Annotated in this window: 25 protein-coding genes and 4 tRNA genes; 3 read left to right on the top strand and 26 right to left on the bottom strand. The window is 39.5% G+C overall.

All coding sequences use genetic code 11. From position 1 onward, the window contains the following. Position 1 precedes the first annotated feature (1 nt). The 6 genes from MKL32_RS14655 to MKL32_RS14630 form a co-directional block, all read right to left on the bottom strand. The gene (locus MKL32_RS14655) at positions 2–214 is read right to left on the bottom strand and encodes a tail protein X (RefSeq protein ID WP_057050418.1); all 213 of its coding nucleotides are present in this window, start codon (positions 212–214) and stop codon (positions 2–4) included. A gap of 3 nt (positions 215–217) precedes the next feature. Then, positions 218–451 carry a hypothetical protein gene (locus MKL32_RS14650; protein ID WP_053469847.1) on the bottom strand — a complete coding sequence of 78 codons (234 nt, stop codon included), beginning with the start codon at positions 449–451 and terminating at the stop codon, positions 218–220. Then, a complete protein-coding gene (locus tag MKL32_RS14645; protein ID WP_057050419.1) occupies positions 448–897 on the bottom strand; it encodes a head completion/stabilization protein in 450 nt (149 codons plus the stop codon). Before MKL32_RS14645 ends, MKL32_RS14650 begins: the two co-directional genes overlap by 4 nt. A gap of 98 nt (positions 898–995) precedes the next feature. Further along, positions 996–1,850, bottom strand: a complete 855-nt coding sequence (gpM, locus tag MKL32_RS14640; protein WP_057050420.1) for a phage terminase small subunit — start codon at positions 1,848–1,850, stop codon at positions 996–998. Positions 1,851–1,856: 6 nt separating this feature from the next. Further along, positions 1,857–2,867, bottom strand: coding sequence for a phage major capsid protein, P2 family (locus MKL32_RS14635; RefSeq protein ID WP_151832557.1), 1,011 nt, complete (start codon positions 2,865–2,867; stop codon positions 1,857–1,859). 46 nt (positions 2,868–2,913) lie between these two features. Further along, entirely contained in the window at positions 2,914–3,744 is an 831-nt protein-coding gene (locus tag MKL32_RS14630; RefSeq protein ID WP_057050332.1) for a GPO family capsid scaffolding protein, read from the bottom strand. A 177-nt stretch (positions 3,745–3,921) separates the two neighbouring features. Here MKL32_RS14630 and MKL32_RS14625 point away from each other — a divergent pair, with 177 nt between their 5' ends. Beyond that, positions 3,922–5,700: a terminase large subunit domain-containing protein gene (locus tag MKL32_RS14625; RefSeq protein ID WP_057050331.1), complete on the top strand. Its 1,779-nt coding sequence runs from the start codon at positions 3,922–3,924 to the stop codon at positions 5,698–5,700. Beyond that, a complete protein-coding gene (locus MKL32_RS14620; protein WP_053469853.1) occupies positions 5,700–6,764 on the top strand; it encodes a phage portal protein in 1,065 nt (354 codons plus the stop codon). The genes MKL32_RS14625 and MKL32_RS14620 overlap by 1 nt, the downstream gene beginning before the upstream one ends. A gap of 825 nt (positions 6,765–7,589) precedes the next feature. On the opposite strand, the gene MKL32_RS14615 is transcribed toward MKL32_RS14620, so the two are convergent. The 14 genes from MKL32_RS14615 to rpe form a co-directional block, all read right to left on the bottom strand. Next, positions 7,590–7,666 (bottom strand) — tRNA-Pro (locus MKL32_RS14615). A gap of 4 nt (positions 7,667–7,670) precedes the next feature. Further along, positions 7,671–7,746: transfer RNA gene (locus MKL32_RS14610), tRNA-His, on the bottom strand. A gap of 38 nt (positions 7,747–7,784) precedes the next feature. Continuing rightward, positions 7,785–7,861, bottom strand: a tRNA-Arg gene (locus MKL32_RS14605). A 69-nt stretch (positions 7,862–7,930) separates the two neighbouring features. After that, positions 7,931–8,007: transfer RNA gene (locus tag MKL32_RS14600), tRNA-Pro, on the bottom strand. Between the two features lie 132 nt (positions 8,008–8,139). Further along, entirely contained in the window at positions 8,140–9,204 is a 1,065-nt protein-coding gene (nadA, locus tag MKL32_RS14595) for a quinolinate synthase NadA (protein WP_004914354.1), read from the bottom strand. Positions 9,205–9,349: 145 nt separating this feature from the next. Further along, entirely contained in the window at positions 9,350–10,570 is a 1,221-nt protein-coding gene (gene argJ, locus MKL32_RS14590; RefSeq protein ID WP_270900707.1) for a bifunctional glutamate N-acetyltransferase/amino-acid acetyltransferase ArgJ, read from the bottom strand. Between the two features lie 349 nt (positions 10,571–10,919). Further along, the gene (locus tag MKL32_RS14585) at positions 10,920–11,408 is read right to left on the bottom strand and encodes a methylated-DNA--[protein]-cysteine S-methyltransferase (RefSeq protein ID WP_125271985.1); all 489 of its coding nucleotides are present in this window, start codon (positions 11,406–11,408) and stop codon (positions 10,920–10,922) included. Positions 11,409–11,471: 63 nt separating this feature from the next. Continuing rightward, on the bottom strand, positions 11,472–11,789 hold the full coding sequence (locus MKL32_RS14580; protein ID WP_125271986.1) for a DMT family transporter: 318 nt from the start codon (positions 11,787–11,789) through the stop codon (positions 11,472–11,474). Between the two features lie 167 nt (positions 11,790–11,956). After that, on the bottom strand, positions 11,957–12,502 hold the full coding sequence (locus tag MKL32_RS14575; protein ID WP_004960552.1) for a hypothetical protein: 546 nt from the start codon (positions 12,500–12,502) through the stop codon (positions 11,957–11,959). Position 12,503: 1 nt separating this feature from the next. Next, the gene (locus tag MKL32_RS14570) at positions 12,504–12,998 is read right to left on the bottom strand and encodes a hypothetical protein (RefSeq protein WP_151738765.1); all 495 of its coding nucleotides are present in this window, start codon (positions 12,996–12,998) and stop codon (positions 12,504–12,506) included. A gap of 82 nt (positions 12,999–13,080) precedes the next feature. Continuing rightward, complete coding sequence (locus MKL32_RS14565; RefSeq protein ID WP_270900706.1) at positions 13,081–13,980, bottom strand: copper resistance protein B; 900 nt, start codon at positions 13,978–13,980, stop codon at positions 13,081–13,083. Continuing rightward, positions 13,967–15,835 (bottom strand): copper resistance system multicopper oxidase, encoded by a 1,869-nt coding sequence (locus MKL32_RS14560; RefSeq protein ID WP_270900705.1) that lies wholly within the window; start codon positions 15,833–15,835, stop codon positions 13,967–13,969. The genes MKL32_RS14565 and MKL32_RS14560 overlap by 14 nt, the downstream gene beginning before the upstream one ends. Before the next feature lie 76 nt (positions 15,836–15,911). Then, positions 15,912–16,292 carry a hypothetical protein gene (locus MKL32_RS14555; RefSeq protein ID WP_394803831.1) on the bottom strand — a complete coding sequence of 127 codons (381 nt, stop codon included), beginning with the start codon at positions 16,290–16,292 and terminating at the stop codon, positions 15,912–15,914. Between the two features lie 410 nt (positions 16,293–16,702). Next, the gene (rpe, locus tag MKL32_RS14550) at positions 16,703–17,389 is read right to left on the bottom strand and encodes a ribulose-phosphate 3-epimerase (RefSeq protein ID WP_004914382.1); all 687 of its coding nucleotides are present in this window, start codon (positions 17,387–17,389) and stop codon (positions 16,703–16,705) included. 181 nt (positions 17,390–17,570) lie between these two features. Between rpe and MKL32_RS14545 the strand changes: the two genes are divergently transcribed. After that, positions 17,571–17,849: a DUF2218 domain-containing protein gene (locus MKL32_RS14545; RefSeq protein WP_005403186.1), complete on the top strand. Its 279-nt coding sequence runs from the start codon at positions 17,571–17,573 to the stop codon at positions 17,847–17,849. Positions 17,850–17,877: 28 nt separating this feature from the next. Here MKL32_RS14545 and fghA read toward each other — a convergent pair whose 3' ends face one another. The 6 genes from fghA to MKL32_RS14515 all read right to left on the bottom strand — a co-directional run bounded on the left by fghA (position 17,878) and on the right by MKL32_RS14515 (position 23,346). Further along, a complete protein-coding gene (gene fghA, locus MKL32_RS14540; RefSeq protein ID WP_039908321.1) occupies positions 17,878–18,720 on the bottom strand; it encodes an S-formylglutathione hydrolase in 843 nt (280 codons plus the stop codon). After that, positions 18,689–20,134 carry a C13 family peptidase gene (locus tag MKL32_RS14535; RefSeq protein WP_270900704.1) on the bottom strand — a complete coding sequence of 482 codons (1,446 nt, stop codon included), beginning with the start codon at positions 20,132–20,134 and terminating at the stop codon, positions 18,689–18,691. The genes fghA and MKL32_RS14535 overlap by 32 nt, the downstream gene beginning before the upstream one ends. Positions 20,135–20,346: 212 nt before the next feature. After that, complete coding sequence (locus MKL32_RS14530) at positions 20,347–21,150, bottom strand: class I SAM-dependent methyltransferase (protein WP_039908323.1); 804 nt, start codon at positions 21,148–21,150, stop codon at positions 20,347–20,349. Then, complete coding sequence (locus MKL32_RS14525; RefSeq protein WP_005403190.1) at positions 21,150–21,971, bottom strand: undecaprenyl-diphosphate phosphatase; 822 nt, start codon at positions 21,969–21,971, stop codon at positions 21,150–21,152. Before MKL32_RS14525 ends, MKL32_RS14530 begins: the two co-directional genes overlap by 1 nt. A gap of 8 nt (positions 21,972–21,979) precedes the next feature. Next, positions 21,980–22,672, bottom strand: coding sequence for a tRNA (adenosine(37)-N6)-threonylcarbamoyltransferase complex dimerization subunit type 1 TsaB (gene tsaB / locus MKL32_RS14520; protein ID WP_005403191.1), 693 nt, complete (start codon positions 22,670–22,672; stop codon positions 21,980–21,982). A gap of 143 nt (positions 22,673–22,815) precedes the next feature. Further along, the gene (locus MKL32_RS14515; protein ID WP_005403192.1) at positions 22,816–23,346 is read right to left on the bottom strand and encodes a gamma carbonic anhydrase family protein; all 531 of its coding nucleotides are present in this window, start codon (positions 23,344–23,346) and stop codon (positions 22,816–22,818) included. Between the last annotated feature and the right edge of the window lie 19 nt (positions 23,347–23,365).

Genomic DNA, 23,365 nt, shown 5'->3' with positions numbered 1-23,365 from the left:
ATTAATCCCACAGTTGTATTGTTTGTTTGGTTTGTTGTGGTGTATCGATGTCGGGAAGAATCACGGATGTACCGATTGGCAGAAAAACACCGACGTCTGCCAGATTGGGATTTGCTTCAAGTACTACTTCAACCACGCCAGAGCTACGTCCGTAATATCGCCAGCAAATTGAGTCAATCGTGTCATTTTGGACGGCTGTGACGGTTCTGCTCATGACTCAATCCTTACAATCTAAAATTTCAGTGATTGAAACTTCACATTCATATGTAGTTGGATTAATGCTGTTTGAATTTGAAATAATTCGAGATTCGACTTGTAAGTTGTTATTTGATAAATCCAATCCTAGTTCTTCAGCTACTTTTTCAACTGCCAGACGTTCAAGCTCTTTCTGTTGGTAACGATAGCGATGTTGACGTTTATGTGTTTCAGTCGAAGAAATATTCATTTTCATATCAACTCCACCACACTGTGGTTTTCACCTTTAAGTTGCTGGATGGCCCACATTTTGTTGCGTCGATAATCTTCAACAGTTAAAAATGCATGCTCGGCTTTTTTATTACCTGAATTTGTGCTGTCATAATTCCGATAGTTTTCATTTACTTTGGCTGCTACACCGTTGGATACAGCCGAAAAATAAAGAACTTCGGTGTCTGGTGCACCATCGATCATGCTTGTTGACAGATCTACTAGCGTGTCGGCTTTCATGACCAGGCTTGCAAGCAAACGATTGGTATCGATGATTTCTTCAAGGACCAATTGACGAAGTCGAACATCTGTTACTGCACCATCGGTACGAACCACATCCCGAATTTGATCGAGTGAAATACTTGGAAAAAAAGTACCACTGGTAATATTGATATTGCTTGGCGTGGTATTGCCGTTTGCGACAAAGCCCATAGGAATCTCCTTAGGGCACTGGGAGGGGCAAAGGCTCGTTGAAGATTTACTGTGATGTGAAGATCACGACCTTTGCACTCCAGTGCGGTGCGGGGCACTTATTCAGAAGCTGGTACCATACTGCCGTGATCGTCGACGACAGGCGTTCCGTTTTGATTGAGCAAAACGTTGGTGGCTTCTGGTTGTTCGGTTGTCCCTTCTGGATTTAAAATCTGGATGGGTAGGTTTTCGTCACTTTTGGCGAAAACTGGCTGTAACTTGGTAACAAGTTTGGTCATTTTATTGAGATCTGTTCGCCCACCACATTTATCATCCAATTTGCAAGCCTGCTCTAGAAAATCACGTGCACGAGTTGCGTGTACTAAATCGACAAGCTGCTCACCAGTAATCAAACGCATTTCAGCTTTACCCAATGCCAAATAAAGTTTGGCCTTTACTTCGTCAGGCATATCCCGTTTGGACTTATCCAATGACTCATCTGTAATCAAACTTTCAAGTCGTTCAAGCACGGTGATATCAATGGATACATCCGTTTTAAGCACTTTTAAAAATTCATCAGCAATGTCTTCAGTGATGAAACACGCTTCAGAACGTTCAAATCGATCGGGAAGTTTTAATCCGTGCTCGAGGACATATTCAGCTAGATCCAACGCAAAGTCGTATTCACCAACATCGATTGACCAAACCAACATTTCAGTGACTACTGCATCCTGTACACCCGGCTTCACTTCTAGAATGCCATGAAGGTATGGTTTGTAATTGGGTAGTAACTGGCGTTTTAGTTCGACTTTGTTTTGTTTTGACTGAATATTTTTCAGACGGTTTTTATCGCTATTGAGCTGCATCAATTGCTGTTCATAAGCATTGGTATTTTGCATCGTTCCGAACTCCGCAGCTGATTCAGCTGCGGATTTGGCTTGATGCTGTTGATAGTGCTTTCGAGCCAAGTTCATGGATTATTACTCCGCCTGAATTTCGATATTTTCAGCCATGCAAGCCAAGCCGAGATCTTCGATGTAGTAATCTTCGTTTGAAGATTCGTAGTTCTCGATCTGATCACGTTTTGGATTGTCGATGACTGTTCGACGACGCGCACCTTCTTGCACATAAATCGATAAGTTATCGAAAGTTGTCACAAGAATTGCACCTTCGGGGAAGAACGGTACTGAATAAACAGGCAAACCACCCATTCGTTTTTGACTGATGATGATATCCGCAGCCAATTTTTCAGAGTTGTCCTGGTCTTTATTGACCAATGGGAAATATTTATCTGATACGGTTTTTCGGTTACACATTACAACTAGATCAGGGTTGCCCTGATGCACGTCATCAATCATTTCATCGACGATATTCATCACCAATGCATCAAGATTGTGATAATCACCCGTTTTGCCCACTGTGATTTTATTTTGAGTAGCACCAGACTTCATGACACGCGAAGGATTCTCTTCACGCATTTTTTGCAGCCAACCTTTGTTCACATCTTGCAGCAATGGATTTGCTGTACTATCAGTATTGGCAGCAATACTGATACCATTAAAACCAATCATGATGCGATCAAGAGCCTGACGTTTAACAATGGCACCACGGAAACGGCTGTAAAAATCTTTAAATTTCGCCCATTGATCCAATTTTTGATATTTGATGGCAGTATCAAAATCTGTCTTACGACACATATAAAAACGCTCATCCATATAAGTCGGATCAGTCGCTTGACGCTCAGTAGCATCGGTATTTGTACGAGATGCAATGGGACGAGAAATACCCAAACCAACCGCTGAACCAGATTGTTCTACAACAAGAAAAATATTAATTTTCTTCAAAAATTCAGATGATTGCTGAATTTTATCTTCAAGTTTTTGCTGAACAGTTGGTGTCACATTAAATTTTTCTGACACTTTCTCGACATTGTTGAGTTTTGCCAACTCAACCATGACTTTGTTGTATTTTCTACGTGTTTCTGGGCGCATTTTTTTTACTCTAAAATTAGTGAATAAGTTGACCTAGTCGACTGAATTAACAGTCGACTTGTTCTTCTTCATGCTTAAATTGGCTGTTGTTTGAACCAGGACGTGGACTACCCTGTGGCTCTTGATCAAGCTTCGTTTTCAATTGATTGAAGTCTTGCTGGAGCTGCTCATGCTTTTGCTTTAACTCAGAAAACTCTGTCCCTTGATTCGCAGTTTGCTGAGCAATTTCAAGAATGGCTTGTTCACTTTGGCTAAAATTGTCTTGGGTCTGCTGTTGTTGCTGCTCTTGTTTTTTGAACAGATTTTTTACTTTATTCACCAAGTCACTTGAAAATGACTCTTTAACTTCTTCGAATTCAAATGCGGTTTCTTGAGCAGCTGTAATCACATCTTCAGGACGCAATTTACGGGCATTAAATGGATTGGTTGCTGCACCCGCTGCAAATTGCAACATTTCAGTACCGAGCGAAGCTGGACTATCAGTCACAGCTAAACCGACTAGATATGCTTGGCCTGTTTTAGCAAAATTTGGATCGACTTCGATTGATGTATAAATTTTTTGATTTTTTTGATTGAGTGCAATCAAATTATCGTTTGGTTGAATCTGGGCAAACAGCGCATCTTTCTGCTCACCATTGATGTCTACTTTTTCAGTTTTTAAGGCAATAACATCGCCATAAGCCCCAAATGAACTATCTGGGAAGTAACTACGGATATGCTCAACATTAATACGAGCACCATATGTGTTCATGTTATATGTTTGAGCCATCTGAATAATCCACTCTGATGAAATCTCACGTCCATCGGAAGTGTCACCAGCGACGGCTACTCGGAACCATTTGGATTTAAATTTTTTCTGCTGTGTTTTATCGGTCATTTTGCTGCACCTGTTGCAAGGTTTTTTGGGCAATTTCAATAGGTGCAGAATGGGCAATCAAAGCCTTGTTGTTCAATCATTTGCAGTTGTTAAAAGTGCTTTTACAACTGCATTGAACTGCTAAAAGAGTCAGTGCCTGCCATCGTTTGCGGATGAAATCAAATCGATCCGCAGGACATGAACGAACTCTCTCAACTGGCTAATCTAGAGCTGATACTCGACAACAAACTCAAGGCAAAATTTTTATTTTGGTTTGGCTGGAAAATCGTTGATATAGCTGAAGCGTTGGATGAAAACGAACGTACAGTTCAGGCTTGGAAAACACGAGAAGAATGGGACAAAACGAGATCTGACAGTCGTGTTGAAGAAGCACTGACCGTTCGCTTAATGACACTCACACTTAAAAACAAAAAATCGAGTGGCGACTATAAAGAGCTTGGCGAATTATTTAAAAACTACAAAGAATTTGCGCGCATTGAACGCTACAAAGATGGCGGCAATGAAGCGGACTTAAATCCGAATATCGTAAAACGTAATGCGGCACCAAAAAAGAAAAAAGAAAGCAATACATTCACAGAAGAACAAGTCGAACAACTCATTTCAGCTTTTGAAGATAGTCTTTTTGACTATCAGCGCGATTGGTATAAAGCTGGCAATCAGCGTACGCGAGTCATTTTAAAAAGTCGGCAGATTGGTGCGACTTGGTACTTTGCCCGTGAAGCGTTGGTCGATGCTGTTAAAACTGGCCGGAATCAGATTTTCTTATCTGCTTCAAAAGCTCAAGCGCATATCTTTAAAGAATATATCAAAGGTTTTGCATACGAAGCTTGTGGTGTTGAATTGGTTGGAGATCCAATTGTTCTACCAGATAACAACCAAGCCACTTTGTCATTTCTCGGAACAAATTATCGTACAGCTCAAGGCCACCATGGTAATTTTTACTTTGATGAATTTTTTTGGACGTTTGGTTTTAATGAATTAAACAAAGTCGCATCAGCAATGGCTTTGCAGAAAAAGTGGCGTAAAACCTATTTCTCTACACCATCAACTATGGCGCATGAAGCGTATACGTTTTGGACTGGCACACGAGCAAATCGTGGTCGATCAAAAGATCAAAAGCTCAATATCGATGTATCTCACGATGCACTGAAAAATGGACGCTTATGCGAAGATCGGATGTGGCGTCAGATTATCACTATTCTTGATGCAGAGAATGGCGGTTGTGATCTGTTCGACATCGAGGAGCTACGCTTCGAGTATTCACCAGAAGAATTTGCCAATTTGTTGATGTGTGAATTTATTGATGATGGCGCATCAATATTCCCATTAGCCATGTTACAGCCATGTATGGTGGATTCATGGGAAGTTTGGGTAGATGATTATAAAGCATTTCATACAAGACCTTTTGGTAACAATCCAGTTTGGATAGGCTATGACCCGGCTGAAAGTGGCGACAGTGCTGGCATGGTTGTCGTTGCTCCACCTAAAGTTGCAGGAGGTAAGTTCAGAGTACTTGAACGCATTCAATTTCGTGGAATGGATTTCAAAGCTCAGGCTGAAATGATTCGACAAACGACTTTGCGTTATTACGTGACTTACATTGGCGTAGACATCACTGGTATGGGAACGGGTGTATCTCAACTGGTTAAGCAATTTTTCCCAAATGTGACTGAATTCAGCTATTCACCTGAAGTAAAGACACGGCTTGTATTAAAAACAATGGATGTGATCCGTCACGGTCGGCTTGAGTATGACGCAGGCTGGACAGATCTATCTCAATCTTTAATGAGCATCAAAAAAACATTAACAGCAAGTCAAAGACAAATGACGTTTACAGCTGGTCGTTCTGAAGAAACAGGACATGCGGATCTAGCTTGGGCATTGATGCATGCAATTCACAATGAACCGCTTGAAGGCCAAACACAAATGAATCAATCATTCTTGGAGATCTATTAATGAATCCCCTATCGACAGCGAAAAATTTGGTTAGTTTTGCTAAAAGCCAAATCCCAATGTTTCAAACCCAAATGAAACAAACCAAGCATGAATCAATGGCCTTTACATTCGGCGATGCTGTACCAGTGCTAAATGGCAATGAATTATCGGATTATTTGGAATCTTGGTTCAATGGCCGTTGGTATGAACCACAGGTCAATATGAATGGCTTGGCAAAGTCTTATAAATCGACGCCCTACTTGAACAGTGGCATTATTTTTAAACGTAATTTTCTGGCCAATTTATTTATTCCGCATGCAAAATTAAATCGAAAAGCATTTGAACAGGTCGCATTAGACTATGTTTGGTGTGGTAACACATATCTCGAAGAGGTGAGATCCAGACTTGGAAATGTGATGCAGTATAAACCAGCGTTAGCAAAATACATGCGACGTGGTGAATATGATGATCAATTCTTCTTACTTTGTAATGATCATCTTGGCTATCAAGAATATGAATTTTCTAATCGAGTTTGTCATATCCGTGAAGCTGATATCGATCAAGAAATTTATGGATCACCGGAATATCTATCCGCATTACAAAGTGCATGGCTTAATGAATCGGCTACTCTGTTCCGTCGCAAGTACTACAACAATGGATCACATGCTGGATTCATCTTATATGTAAATGATGCTGCTCAAGATCCGAATGACATCACAGCATTACGACAGGCTCTGAAAGATAGCAAGGGACCAGGCAACTTCCGTAATCTATTCTACTACGCACCAGGAGGGAAAAAGGATGGTATACAGATCTTGCCTGTTTCTGAAATCGCTGCAAAGGATGATTTCACAAATATTAAATCCATCACACGTGATGATACTTTGGCAGCACTTCGTATACCACCTCAACTAATGGGTATCGTACCAAACAATACCGGTGGGTTTGGATCTATTAAAGATGCTGCAGAGGTCTTTTATCAAAATGAAATTCTTCCACTTCAATCGCGCATGCAGCAATTAAATGAATGGGCTGGTGATGAAGTGATTAGATTTAAAGAATATGACTTAAAGAACGTCACATGACATTCTAAAAAGCATTAAAGCCAGCATTAGCTGGCTTTTTTTATGGATTTTCAGAAATTTCGATCAAATGATAAAAATTCTCATTTAAATCAGTAAGACCGTGGCCCGGCGCAGTCACCCGCGCGCCTGGGGTTCGTCTAAATGAGTCAATTTCACTGCAGCAAGATGCACTATTGGATAAAACGGCAAGACCTATAAAACTTAGGCTATTGAGAGAAAAATAAGGAAATTTTCATACTGCATATTACTACGATACTACAGTTTCAAGCTAATACGAACCAATGAGTAAAAAATTTGATCGCTGTTTGATACTAAAGAACATAAAAATGTCTTTTTAAAGAATCTAGAATCGATTTGAAGTAATAAAGTAATACCAATAGGTAAGTAATTGAAAATTAATAATATAAAACCTTACTTCTAAAAGTAATTTTTTGTAATAACACAAGTAATTTTTTATAAGTCATTGTTTTTATTAATACTAAATCTTAGATAACAATACTTTTTTTCACAGTAATATCTTACATAGTTATTACTAATAATATTACATATGATTAATGATATAGAGTATTGATATATATAAGTATTAATTAAAATATTACTTTATTACTTCAAAAAAACGCTATACACAATTTATTTTCTATATATTCAAAAACAGCCTTTTCGCTGATTTTACACGCAATACGAAAAAAATACATGGGAGTGGGTTGGGAATGGGAATAAGAATTTAACGTGGTATGTAATTTACACGATCGGGAAGTAATTCACCCTATGATCAAGGTTATCAAAGCCTGTACTTTGATATTTTTCTTTTAATTTTCAAGAATATGGTCGGAGCAGTAGGATTCGAACCTACGACCCCCTGGTCCCAAACCAGGTGCACTACCAGGCTGTGCTATGCTCCGAAATTGGGGTGAATGACGGGATTCGAACCCGCGACAACTGGAATCACAATCCAGGGCTCTACCAACTGAGCTACATCCACCATAACGTTTGGTTCTATGTACCAAGCTACCAACTAAATGGCGCGCCTGACAGGATTCGAACCTGTGACCATCCGCTTAGAAGGCGGATGCTCTATCCAACTGAGCTACAGGCGCATAACGATGATAATACTATCAAGCGATACTTCGCCGATCTTAAAATAATGTTTTTCAACATCTTTTAAATGGTCGGAGCAGTAGGATTCGAACCTACGACCCCCTGGTCCCAAACCAGGTGCACTACCAGGCTGTGCTATGCTCCGATTTATTTCAGCTTTTATTGTATCGCACATCGTGCGGTACGGTGTGCATTCTAGGCTTGACGTCGCATCACGTCAACACCTAGTTTTAAAAAAAATGATTTTTCCTTATCAAATGTATATTTTACAAGCATTTTAACGCTTTAGAGAAGCACTAAAGTTCAACATTCGATCGAGTGGTAATTTTGCGCGTTCAGCCAATGCTGGATCGACGTGTATTTCTTGATCAGCATGTTGTAACACGTGCAAAATACCATCCAACTCATTCATTGCCATCCAAGGACAATGTGCACACGAACGACATGTTGCACCCTCACCCGCCGTTGGCGCTTCGAATAATTCTTTATCTGGTGCTGCTTGCTGCATCTTGTAGAAAATACCGCGATCAGTAGCTACGATCATTTGTTTATGCGGTAAAGTCTGCGCTGCTTTGATCAGTTGCGAAGTACTTCCCACTGCATCTGCAATATCTACTACAGATTCAGGCGATTCAGGATGAACTAAAACTGCTGCATCAGGATATAGCGCTTTCATTTGTGCAATACCACGTGCACGGAATTCTTCATGTACGATACACGCGCCATCCCATAACAACATATCAGCACCCGTTTTCTTTTGGATATAACGTCCTAAATGCTGATCAGGCGCCCAAATAATTTTTTCACCCAAGCTATCAAGATGCTCAATAATCTCGACTGCACAGCTTGAAGTCACTACCCAGTCAGCACGTGCTTTCACAGCTGCAGAAGTATTGGCGTACACCACGACAGTATGATCGGGATGCTGATCACAGAATGCTGTAAACTCATCTACTGGACAACCCAAGTCCAAAGAACAGGTTGCCTCAAGTGTAGGCATTAATACTGTCTTTTCAGGAGATAAAATTTTTGCTGTTTCTCCCATGAACTTTACCCCAGCAACTACGAGAGTTGATGCAGCATGATCACGACCAAAACGCGCCATTTCTAGAGAATCAGAAACACAACCACCTGTTAATTCTGCAAGCTCTTGAACATCAGGATCACAGTAGTAATGTGCAACAAGGACAGCATCACGCTTTTTCAACTCAGCTGCAATTTGTGCGAACTTTTCTTGTTTCACTTCTGGGCTGAGGCTATGGTCCTTTGGCTCACCCAAACGATCTAAATGCGCCTGCACAATATTTTTGGCTTCGTTCGCAATTAAATTCGCATCATTCATAAAACGTCTTCTCTATCCTGCGTGCTTGCATCACAGCAAACATATAACGTGGGTATCTAGGGTGATCATTTGGGATGAATCACTTCGTCCACACATGAGTGATATAAAAAAAGCCCCACTGTGGAGGCTTTATTATAACGCATATTTACGAACGATAATCGGCATTAATTTTGACGTAGTCATAAGAAAAATCACAGGTATAAACTGTGTCTTTCGCTTCACCTCGTCCTAAATCAATACGAATCGTGATTTCTTTCTCAGCCATCACAGCAGCGCCTGCTTCTTCGGTATAGTCAGGATTCGCACCACCATCCAAGCAAATCTGGACATCACCTAACCACACTTGAACCTTACTGCTATCTAAGTTTGGAACACCTGCTTTACCAATCGCCATTACAATACGCCCCCAGTTTGGATCAGAAGCGAACAAAGCTGTTTTAATGAGTGGTGACTCAGCAACACTATAAGCAACATCACAACATTCTTGGGTATTGGCTCCGCCTTCCACCTGTACCGTAATGAATTTAGTTGCACCTTCACCATCACGAACAATCAATTGTGCTAAACGATTCATAATACGCGCAAGTACATCCAGCACTTGTTGGTAACGAGGGTCATCTTGTGATTCAATTTCCGCACCACCAGCTAGACCTGTTGCTACAAAAATACATGAGTCATTGGTTGAAGTGTCGCCATCGATTGTGATGCGGTTAAACGAATGTTCGACAGTCGTTTGTAACAGTTGCTGAACAAGTACTTTTGATATTGGTGCATCTGTTGCAACAAAGCTCAACATGGTTGCCATGTTCGGGCGAATCATACCCGCACCTTTACTGATTCCAGTCATGGTGTATGTCACACCATCAAGCTCAAACTGTTCAGATGCACCTTTCGGAGTAGTATCTGTGGTCATAATGCCAGAAGCAGCTTCAGCCCAACGATCCGCATTTAAATCATTTAATGCAGGCTGAATACCTTGAACTAAACGCTCAATCGGAAGTTGCTCACCGATTACACCTGTTGAAAAAGGTAGAATCTGATTCGCTTGGACACCTGCTAATTGCGCTAATTTGGCACACGTCGTTTCTGCATTTTTATAACCTACAGTTCCTGTTGCCGCATTTGCATTACCAGTGTTAATAATCAAATAACGTGTTGTATTTTCTGCCAAGTGTTTTTTACTAAGCAAAACTGGCGCAGCAGCAAATGCACTTTGAGTAAATACACCTGCTACATTTGAACCTTCAGCAAATTCAAAAATGACTAGATCTCGTCGATTTGGATAACGTACATACGCCTCAGTTGAGCCAATTTTTACACCCTGCACCACATGCATAAGTGGCATTGTTACGTCACCAACAGCCATTTTTAAACTTCCATTCAATTTGTTATGAAAAAGAAAATGAATACATACCCTATATATGAGACTCGGAAAGTTCATCTACAACCTGCGTGGTATTTGTAATATCCCGTTTCTGCGATAGATAAAACAAATGCAGCAAGTGAACAGGTTTTGTAGATGACAATGCCTTTGGTTACTTTGGGCGAAACCAAAGTAACTCGAACCGAAGGTTATTCCTAATATTGGATTACGCTAAGCAAGACACCGCCTCGCCAATAACTGAGTTACGGTTCAAGTCATAAAATATGTGGATTCATATCTGTTAAGTAGCTTATTCCAAAAAGCAATGAAAATCGAGTATTAACAATACAGATTATGGAATTTGACTTTGCTCTAAACTGAGTAAAATCTGCTTCTTATCCAACCCACCAGCAAAACCAACCAATGCCCCACTCGATCCAATCACTCGATGACACGGCGCAATAATCGAAATCGGATTCTTACCATTCGCAGCACCCACTGCACGTACAGCTTTTTCATTACCAATCTGGAGTGCAATCTCTTTATAACTACGTGTTTCCCCGTAAGGAATCGTCAATAAAGCCTTCCAAACCTGCTGCTGAAAATCAGTGCCATGAAAATCAAGAGGTAAATCAAATTGTTGGCGCTGCCCTACAAAGTATTCTTCTAATTGTTTTTTAACTCGCTGTAACATCGGATGTTGATGATCTTCTAAGGGCTTTGCTAAACGAACTCTTTTATGATCTTCATTATCCCACATGACTGCAACTAAAGCCTGATCATGTGCAACCAGTTTTAATGCACCTACAGGAGAATCCATATACATATAAACCAATTGCATTAAAAATTTCCCATAGACTTTGTTCCATTCAGCTTACTCAATCCGATAAGATGCTGAATTTTCTTAATTTGAAGACAATTTCATTAAAATCAGACCAGATACAATCAACACTGCTGCAATCATTCGCATTGCGATCATCGGCTCATTCAAAATGAGAATACCCACCACGAAAGAGCCAATCGCTCCAATCCCTGTCCACACCGTATATGCTGTACCTAAAGGAAGTGAACGCATTGAAATCGACAATAAAACAACACTTAAAATCATGAAAACAATAGTCACGATGCTTGGCGTTAGCTTTGTAAAACCTTCAGACATTTTCATAGAATATGCCCAAATAATTTCAAAAATACCCGCCAAGATTAAAATTGCCCAAGCCATTTTTAACAGTCTACTTTATCAATAGTCAGGTCGTCCCAACGTGATTCTTTGCAAGGAGGTCGTCCTCCTTAGTTGAACAGTTTACTGTAAAATGCGCAATTGTGTGAATTGTTGTGTATCTAGATAATTTAAACATTTGAAATAATTAAAATTTATTAACACAACTATTACTGCCAAACGATACTTTCAACTTTCATGAGTTCACAAGCACCATTCCCTGTATCTTCTCGAGATAGAGAGCTTTTCCATCGCCAGCCATCTGAAGCCTGAATCTCAATCAATGAACCTTTTAAATAAACCAAATCATCTTTTTTTATCTTCTTCATTTGCGATGCCACAGAAGGATTTGCTGGGACTAAATGCATGTTGGCACTATGTGTTGCAATCTCTCTTAATGAAATAGGTGGCTCATTTTCAACTTTCCAATAATACCAACGATTACTTTGAGAAATATCAATGCGCTCATACACTTGCGGTTTCGCCATCTCTCCCCAACCGACCGCAATGTCGATCGGTGAAAATTCAGCTTCTCTTCCCCAATGATAATCTTCTTTGGATAAGACACGGAAAGAACCTTCATACTTTTCTAATTCAATGATTTGAACATTCTGTTGTGTCTTGAGTTGATCTAAATCAGGAACAGGTTTTAAAAAATTTGTCCAAATTAACCATGCAAATGCGACTGCTAATACCCAATACATCCATTTAGGCATCTCATTTATCCCTTTTGTTTCGTATCGCATTCATCCATTGATTTAAATGCTGAAATATAGTCTTCAAAAAAATCTGGAATTGGTAAAAATAATTATGCTTAGATGAATCTATAGATTCCTCTTGTATCGAACCCTTATGTCGATCAATCATGATCTGAATCGGTTCGTAATGCGACATGGTTTGTTGCAATTCCACCCCTAAATTCAAACACTCAAGTTTATAAGTGAGCTGAGATAAATCATCTCGATGGTACAACGTGAGGTGCTTACAATCTAAATCTATATGATGCTCGATTAATACTTCCGAGAAAGGAATTAATGCTTTTCTGATTCGTTGTACATCCTGATCATCATTCATCAGAGGAATATAATAATAGCTCACCTGCATAGAACTATTATTGCTCCGCTGTGAATCTGAAAAAGACGATTGATTGCTAATCTTTTCGAGGGAATCTGTTATTACTGTTATTTGATTGTTTTGTTGTTCTAAAGCCATTTATACACCATCAATGACTCAAAAAAGATACTGTTAGTATAAACCAACAGTATCTCAGTAAAGTGACTTTTTAGACAAAGTATCAGAACTTTAGCGTTAATCCCGTAGCATATAACCAACCCTTTTCACTTTCAGAAGCAGCTTGCCATGGTGTTTGCTCCGCACCTTTATGATAAGCATATGCTACATCTACAAAAGGCATAAGTTTTTTATTGATCTCATAACGCACTTGTACTCCCGTTTGTAGTTTAGATAACCCCGATTTCTTTGCATATTTCGATTCATCACTCAATACCACATCTGCATTCAAATAGGGTTGAGCAATTAACTTTTGTGTAAATAGCAAGTCTCGACTGGTTTCTAAACTCAACTGCCAACGCTGATCTTGTCCAGCAAAAACATAAGCTTCTGTTTCAAAGAAATATGGTGCTAAACCATGCAAACCGAATACAGCACTCCATTGATCTTGATCTAGCTGATGTTCTGGTTGATATTGATAACGTACACCCGCCTGTATATCCCAAAAATCTGCAATATTTCTGCTATATAAAGTCATTGCTTCAGTTTCAGCTTTTTCCGATTCAGCCTTCTCAACATGGGCTTTGATGAAGATTTTATTTTCATCTGTACCCACCCATGTTTTTAACTCGGTGCTTACACTACCCTTACCATCCTCATCTACCGCCCAAGCATTTTCTAAACTGGTTGATTGGTATATTTGCCCGCCATGCTCGTTATGATGGCTATGCTCTGCATCTTGAACATCGCTTGAATATGCAAGTTTGGACTGTTCATGTTTGTGATGATCTGCCTTTGACGTTTCCATCACAACCGTCTGTTGCTGTGAAGCTTGATTCATCTGCAACATTTGATTATGAGCTTCATGGGCATGGGCAAATCCTCCCAAAGAGGATGCAATACCACTCACCACGATCAACTGTGTATATCGTTTCATCTTCGAAGACTGCTTAATGATGTGCATGGCTTTCTCCTATCGATGGTTGAACTGATGTAGATGTGGGTTGAGTGGCTGTTTTTGCCTCATTGACATTCGCAACAATCAACTTACTCATCATTCCTGCACTCATGTGATAGAGCAAATGACAGTGAATGGCCCACTCTCCTAATTCATCAGCTGTCAGTAATGCAGTTACGGTTTTACCGGGTGGTACGATCACGGTATGCTTATTTGGCATATCGGCTGCGCTTTGTCCATTTTCTAGCTGCATAAACATGCCATGTAAATGCATAGGATGTGCCATCATACTTTCATTGACAAACTTCAAGCGAATTCGCTCACCGTACTGTACTTTCAATGGTTCAAAATCTTTATCACTGAATTTTTTACCATCAATTGTCCAAATATATCGTTCCATCGTCCCACCTAAACGAATCACGAGTTCTCTTTCTGCAGCACGCGTATCCGGCTGAGGAGTTAATGCTCTTAGATCAGTATATTGCAATGCTTTATGGCCGACAGGTGTTGATGCATTTGCCCAACCTTGAACAGCTTGTGGTTTATGTTGGTTTGTTACGGACATAGAGGATTGTTGCTTATCCGAATGATGATGCATCTGGCTCATATTCATATCGGCATGAAATTTATGGTTCATATCGCCCATATCCATTTCACCATGCGCATTATGATTCATTGCCATCTTACTCATCTGAGTATGTTGGCTATGATCCATTTTAGACTTATCCATTTCAGCATGCTGGCTATGATCCATTTTGCTCGTTTCATCTTGCGCATGCGCTCCATGTCCCATATCGTCCATGGTCAATAATGCACGTGGACGCGCTGCCGGCATCGTCACGGTCTGTTGTGCTGGCTTCATCTCATTCTGCAATGACGCGATTGCAAAACCAGAACGATCAATTGACTCTGCTTGGATTTGATAATGCGTTTGAGTTGGTTCAACAATTACATCATAAGTTTCTGCTGCACCAATTCTAAATTCATCGACTGGAACAGGTTGGACAGGCTGACCATCAGCACTGACAACCATCATTTTTAAATTAGGAATTCGCACATCAAAAAAAGACATCGCCGAAGCATTGATAAACCGTAAGCGAACTTTTTCTCCTGCTTTGAAAGTACCTGTCCAATTTTGTTGTGGTGTTTTCCCATTCACTAAAAAGGTATAACCAGTGACATCTGATAAATCAGTTTTCAGCATGCGCATCTGATTCCACATCGAACGATCTTGCCATGTAGCTTTCAAACCTTGATCTTTCACTTGTGACCAAACATCAGCGACAGTTTCTCTTTGATTTTGATAGTACTCCGCTGATTTTTTTAGATTTGCCATGATCTTGTCACTTTTCGTTTCATGGAAATCGGAAAGCATCACAACATAATCACGTTCAGCATTCTCATGTTTGGCTACAGGCTGTTTTCCTTTGGGATAAATGACCAAAGGACCATATAAACCATCCTGTTCCTGACCTTTACTATGTGCGTGATACCAATAAGTTCCGTTTTGTCGTACTTTAAAACGATACTCAAAACTACCATTAGGCTTAATACCTTTAAAGCCATTGAAGCCTGGAACACCATCCATAAGCCCTGGTAAAAGTAAACCATGCCAATGCAGAGAGGTATCTTGATCTTTAAGTTGATTATGGACATGAATGACCGCTTCATCCCCTTCTTCAAACTCCAGCAAAGGCGCAATAAATTTGCCATTCACTGTAATTCTTTGAACAGGTTTTCCTGTGACATTCACCATCTCTTGATTGATATTAAGATGATACTCTTTGATTGCAGCCATGCTATAGGGCGCGAATAAGAGACCGAAACTCGCAATAACGCCAGCATATAATTTTGAAGACATGAAATAATCCTAATCTATTGATTCATCAAATTTCCCTAACTATAAATAGTTAAGAAAAGACTGAGTGGCTGATAGATTAGGCTTTGGGAGGACGAAGAATTTCTTGCCAATATCCAGCTAAGTGTCGAGCTTGATATGCTGTTATTAGATGAATAGGTCGTTCAAAAACAGATAAAGCAGATAGTTCAGGTATATTTTGATCGAGTGTAAAACTCACCGTTTGACAATGTGATGGATGATTACAATCTTCACAATGTTGCTGATTTGGCACTTGTTGGTCATGACATTTAGTCATACTCGTCATGTCTTGATGTGCCATTTGTATTTGATGATGCTGATCACTTTTCATTTGCATCTTGTGACACGGCATATCCTGAGTAGTTACAGTAGATTGCTCAGTATGAATTGCATGTACAGCTGCAATGGCGACATTACTCCCCCCGATGAACAATATCATCAGGAACACAAACCACATATGTTTGTATCTTTTGAGATGTAGCACTGAATATTCCTATCCACAGATCAGAATCTTTATCTATATAAAGCATAAGTTGTTTCATAGTTATGCACAATCATGTTTATGTTCAAATTATGCAATATTCAACAACTTTAAACAGAGTGATGCTGTTTTATTCAACAATATCTGCAAAAATCATTCATGAGTAAAAATAGAGCAAAATAAATAATTTAGCGCACAAAAAAAGGACAAAAACTTGTCCTTTTTCATTCAAACTGCTGTGAATATAAACAACTGAAATCATTTTGTTTATTTTAACAACATCTTATCCACTCGCTTATCAACACGGTTATCCACGTAGTTATAAACAAAGTTATCCACAGCCCAATGTATATAATAGGTTAAATAGACTAAATTTGTTTTGCACCAACTTTAGCCAACTCTGCACGCATTTGGTCGATCACTGTTTTGTAATCTGGCTGACCAAAAATTGCTGAACCAGCAACAAACATATCCGCCCCAGCTTCTGCTATTTCTCGAATATTTGCAGGTCCTACACCACCATCCACTTCTAAACGAATATCACGGCCACTGGCATCAATAATTTGGCGTGCTTGGCGAAGTTTTTCTAATGTCATCGGAATAAATTTCTGCCCACCAAAACCAGGGTTTACACTCATTAATAAAATTTGGTCCACTTTATCTAGAACATAATCAAGATAATGTAATGGTGTCGCTGGGTTGAAGACCAAACCTGCTTTTGCACCACCTGATTTAATCAACTGCAAAGAGCGATCAATATGATCTGTCGCTTCTGGGTGGAAAGTAATGATATCGGCACCTGCTTCTAAGAAGTCACCAATCATACGATCCACAGGAGAAACCATGAGGTGTACATCAATTGGTGCTTTAATACCGTAATTTTTTAATGCTTTACAAATACCTGCACCGAAGGTCAGATTCGGAACATAGTGATTATCCATCACATCAAAATGTACAACGTCTGCGCCTGCAGCTAGAACTTTTTCTACATCTTCACCTAAACGAGCAAAATCAGCAGATAAAATTGAAGGAGCAATGAGATAAGGCTTGGACATGGATAACCTGACAATGACGAAGGAATGATTCCGTGATTATAACAAATTCATACTGTTTAGGGCTGTTAGAAAGTGATTATTCGAGCATTGCAAACATGCAACACCACGTTGCAGAGTTACTATTTTTTTATCATTTGTTATTTGCTAAGGTAATTTTCGATACAAAAAATGAAGTCGTATGATGAAGAGTACTACACAAATTGAAACAGTCGAAGGTAAACGAATCGCTAAACGTTTGCTCAATCACTGGAAACATAAATTTGAAGTTGAAGAAACTGAAATCTATTCAAAAATTTTGATGCCTACTGCAACGGTGACACTCACAGCACAACAGCAACACTTAGAGGTCATCATTGAAAATCAACAAGATGATGTCGAGCGACTAAAGCAAGTTGTAATAGATCATTTGAATCGAATGGCTCAGCAGGAATTCGCTGCCAATTGGACCCATCAAGAATAAGAAGCTCATAATGAGCTTCTTTCAAAGATTAAGCATTCTTTTCTAATTGAATAGCATGAAATTGCAAATGATCATCGATAAAGCTTTGAATAAAATAGTAGCCATGATCATAACCTTCATGCAAACGTAAAGTAATATGCTGGCCAGACTCTAAACACGCTTGTTTAAATTTTTCAGGATTTAACTGCGCAAAGAATTGGTCTTCTAAACCTTGATCAATCAGAATTTCTTCAAATTGAGACCCTTTCTGCTGTACTAATGCTGTTGCATCGTGTTCTGCCCAACGTTGTTGATCCTGTCCTAAATATTGACTAAATGCCTTTTCACCCCAAGGACAAATACTTGGTGCGCAAATCGGTGCAAATGCCGAGACCGATCTAAAAAGTTCCGGGTACTTAAATGCTAATGTTAGGGCACCATGACCACCCATTGAGTGTCCAAAAACCCCAACCTGATTTTCAATAATTGGAAATTCTTGCAAAACATGAGCATAGAGTTCATCAACAATGTATGACTCCATTTGATAATGCTCAGCCCAAGGTTGTTGAGTCGCATTAATATAAAAACCAGCACCCTGCCCAATATCCCAATGATCGCCTTGAGCAACATGCTCTCCACGTGGAGATGTATCAGGAGTAATCAAAATAAGACTTAATCTTGCTGCCATGCGTTGTGCATGTGCTTTTATTGCAAATGTTTCTTCAGTACACGTAAGCCCTGCAAGATAAAAAAGCGCAGAACAAGGTTTGCCATCTAAAGCAGCTGGTGGGAGATAAACACCAACGCGGCTTGAGCCTTTGAGGTGTTGTGATTCAAGTTGATAAATCCTTTGCTCACCCTCAAAACAACGATTTTTTTGCAGTAGCTGCATGTTGATCATCCTGTGTTTTTGTAATGTCTGTTGTTGTAATATTTTGAGTAGGGAATAAATATGGTTCTAATTGCGGCAGCATGAGTTCCATATTACGACCAATTGACCATTGTGGTTCAGATGGCTCAAAACCTTGTGCAGTTTCCCACTGTGTCACCGTTTGTTTGGCTTGTTCAAAGGCTTTTTTCATTGAAGACTGTTCACGCATCGCCAAATCAAAAAAAGCTCGACCGAAATAAGTATAATCTGCTTCATTATTACAGCCAAAAGAGGTCTTATCCGCTGCTGATGCAGTAATAATCAATGTTTCTGGAGACTGTAATGCTGGAATAAAACTTCCAGAATAGCATGCAGAAATTACAATCACTCGCCAACGAATACCTGACTTATCCAGAGTTTCACGTAACCATTTTGGATCGACCTGACCTAATTCAAGTGGTGCATTTTCTAGTTCAAAATGATTTTTTTCACCATGTGATGTCATATAAAGAAATAAAACATCACTATCACGATTCATCTGTTGACCGATACGGCGCAAAGCAAGCTCGATACTTGTCTTTGAAGCTATGGGTACTTCTAAACGCGTGGCAGGGTTATTGATCAGCATGATAGAACGGTCGACAGTTCCAAAGCGTGTATCAAACTGCTCTTTTATACGCTCAACTTCAGATTTAAAAACATCCACATAACTATCACCTGCAACACCTAAAAAGTACCAGTGACTTTGGGCAATGTCGCCATATTGGATGTTATCTAATGCTTGTTGCAATAAATTACTCTGAGCATAAAAGGCTTCCTCTGAAAAGCTTGGAGGAGTTTCTTCGACTTTCCAAATCGGTTGATCTTTCACCGATAATTGCCAAACCACCATCGTTGCAATCGTTGCGATAAAAACGAGAGCTCGCTCCCACCAAGGCCAATTCAGCGCACGTGAGAACACCCAAATTACGGCTAAACTTTGCCAAACAAATAAAGCCACAAAGAATGGTGGTAAAAAACCATTATAGATACTATCAGGAATGAAGTTTAGATAACCATTTGATCCTAAATACTGAATCAAGCACTGTAAGAGCAAAATATTGGTATCAAGAACCAACCAGAGTAAAGCAGGCACTAACATCAAACGTGCTTGGTTCATCCGTTGAGATAGAAAAATCCCAACAATCAAGGCAATGAACGGCCAAAGCGCATAGCCAATGAGACCTTGAGGGTTAAAATCACCTACTTGACCAGCTATTAACCAACTATACAACGAGTTTGTACAGCCACCTAAAATCCCCCAAAGGATCAGCTGGGTGATAGAGGGATGAACCACTTGTAATGAACGGCGGGACCCGAGGAACAACCACATTCCAGCAATTTGGTTACTTTTGAAATCATGCCAGATATTAATGGAGGGTTTGAGATCTATCATAGAATTCTTCGGGAGTATCTCTTTTTAAGCCTAAACTAAAAAAATATGCCAAACGTTATAGATTAAATGTCGCTTTTTCAAAATCGTTAATATATGCAACCGTAGTGTAAGCTTAGCAAGAATTTTTTAGCAATCATGCTTTTGAACTATATCACAAATTTTTACCGAGCATTGACCTAAGCCAAACAATCATCTGATAAAAAGACTCAAATTTAACCTTTTGGAAAATAAGCATCAAATCGACAAGCATCCCCTAACCATTGATGATCAGGATGTTGTTCAGCGAGATAAACCGCATGGCGTGGTCGTTTAACAATTACTCTTTTTGCAATTTTCTTAGCTAAATCGAGTAGTTGATCACCCAAATCCATTTCACCATCTTCGGGTAATAACATATGCAACAACTGCATTTGTTTTTTGACTTGTGCCTGTTTTTTTATCGCTTGCTGATTTTGATCACGCTGGGGAAACATCGGATCTAGATAAACAACATCTAGATATTCACCTTTCTGTGCTAACTCATTTAAATAGCAATTTGAGTCTGCATGTATAAGTTGAATGCGCTGCATAGTGGCTTGTAAAAAGGGGTCTCTTTCCGCTTGCGCCTTAGCATATTCGAGTAATACAAATAAAATTGGATGTCGCTCAATTAAGCGTACATTGGCACCCAAATGTGCCATAAGCAAGCTATCGTGTCCCAACCCTGCTGTAGCATCAATAAGTGTTGGTTTCTCTCCAAGTTGGCATGCCCTCGCTATCATTTCTGATTTTAAACTTGCTCTTTTTAAACGAGGAATTTCAGCACACCAATCGGGCTGCATTTTCATGCCATTTGCACTGAGACTTAAACCATCTTCATCCAATACCAATGCCATATCAGGATTCAAACGTAAAAATCTTGAGTTAATTTTCTCTACAACATGACCCTCAAGTTTTACATCTAGTTCAGCAAAACGAGCTTGAAGTTGCTGAAATGAGTGTTCATATTCTGCTTGATACCAACATATCATTCGCATTACCAATGCACCCAACCTGTCCACCATGTTGCAAGGATAAATACCCCAAAACCGATACGATAATACGCGAATGCCGTAAAATCGTGTTTAGAAACATATCGAATCAAGGCACGGATCACGATCAAAGCAGAAATAAAAGCAACCACAATCCCAACTGCAAGTACTGCTAAATCATTACTATGTAAATCATTTCGCATTTTATACATATCGAGTAAACCTGCACCCATCAGTACAGGGATCCCTAAGAAAAATGAAAATTCAGCAGCAGCTTTACGTGATATCCCTAAAAATAAAGAACCAATTATCGTTGAACCCGATCGTGAGGTACCAGGGATCAAAGCAAAACATTGAATCAGTCCAATCAACGTTGCTTGTTTAAACGTCAAATCATCCACTTCAGAACTGACAACTAAATGCTGGCGTCTTTCCGCCCAAAGAATGATAAAACCACCAACGATTAAAGCGATAGCAACAGTAATGGCATTAAATAAATACGCTTTAACCACATCACCAAATGTTAATCCAATGATCACAATAGGAATTGAAGCAATAATTAAATTTAGGCTTAAACGTCGACCTTGCTCCTGACCTTTCATTGCTCCAATCAAAGCACCCCATAATTTGCCCCAATACTCATAAATAACTGCAGCAATCGCACCGATCTGAACTGCAACGGCAAACATATCTCTTTTTTCTACAGTCCAAAAATCTAGCAACTGTCCAGACAAAATAAGATGACCTGTACTTGAGATGGGTAAAAACTCTGTTATGCCCTCAACCAATCCCATTATGGCAGCTTTAAATAGCAATAAAAGATCCATAACTCACCTTAATTTGGTTTACCCTGATCAGCAATTTTTTTCCACGCATCATCACGTAAATAAACTGGCAAGGCATGTTCTGCATCAACCCATTTTTGTTGAGTTGCATAAATTCGTGCGATGGTTGAGATATCGTGCGCAGTTGCTTTGATATCAGCAACAGTTTGATTTAAGGCTTTAGATTCATCTTCTTGCATAAACTCTATGAGAGTTGAACCTGAACCAATTGGTGTAAACTTACAGTATTCACTAGCACGCTCATAAGCTAATAGTTTTTCTTCATCGATTGCTTGCATAATACCAAACTGATCTAAGCTGTAATTTGCAATATACACTTCTTGCATTCGTGCATCTAAAACAGCAGAAACTTGTTTCAAACCGGTTAGTCGATATGCTGCTTGAGCTAAAGCTTGTAAAGTAGAAACAGGTATAACTGGCAAATCATGCGACCATGCTAAAGCTTGTGCAACTGCAGCATTGATGCGCACACCACTAAAAGAACCAGGACCTCGGCTAAATGCAATTGCTGTTAAATCAGAAAGTTGTGTTTGAGTCTGAATTAAAGCCTGCTCTGTTAAAGGCAAAATGGTTTGAGTTTGTGCCTTTGTTCGCTCATCCAACTGAAAATAGAGTTCTTGTGTGTCATCAATTAGTGAAACTGAACACTGCTCATTTGCAGTTTCCAATGCAAGCAATTTCATGCAAAAACCTTGGTATAAAAGAGATGAAAAACGTCGAGTATCATACTCCACTCAGACATCATAGGCGAGCTGTTCTATTTTTATGGATACAAAAAAGCCAAGCATTCACTTGGCTGAGTTCATATCAATTGATCTAAAGTGTTTTAAAAATTAAACGCTTCTAAATTTAGGAAGTTTTTAAAATGCTCAGCATAATGTAAGGCACTCATTCGTAGTTTAACCGCACCTTCATCATCTACAGTTTTAACTATTTTCCCAGGTGAACCCATTACGACAGAATTATCAGGTATCACTTTACCTTCTGGAATTAATGCATTAGCACCAATAATACAATTCTTGCCAATCACAGCATTATTTAGAATCACCGCATTAATACCAATTAAAGAATTATCACCGATGGTACATCCATGTAACATCGCCTGATGGCCAATCGTAACATATTCACCAATATTCAATTCAATACCAGCATCTGTATGCAAAACAGCGTTCTCTTGAACATTCGAGTAATTACCGATTCGAATTAAACAGTTATCCGCCCTAACAACAGCACCAAACCAAACACTCACTTCACACCCTAATTCTACCTGACCAATCACAGTTGCTGTCGGTGCAACCCAACCATCCCAAGGTTGTTGAAGCGCTTTAGGAGTAAATTCTTTATATTTGTACATCATTTTAAAAACTCTACTTTTC

It is taken from the genome of Acinetobacter sp. AOR34_HL, assembly GCF_027854795.1.
GTDB lineage: Bacteria > Pseudomonadota > Gammaproteobacteria > Pseudomonadales > Moraxellaceae > Acinetobacter > Acinetobacter junii.
The sequence above is the reverse complement of the archived record's forward strand: the minus strand, read 5'-3'. Positions and strand labels throughout refer to the sequence as shown.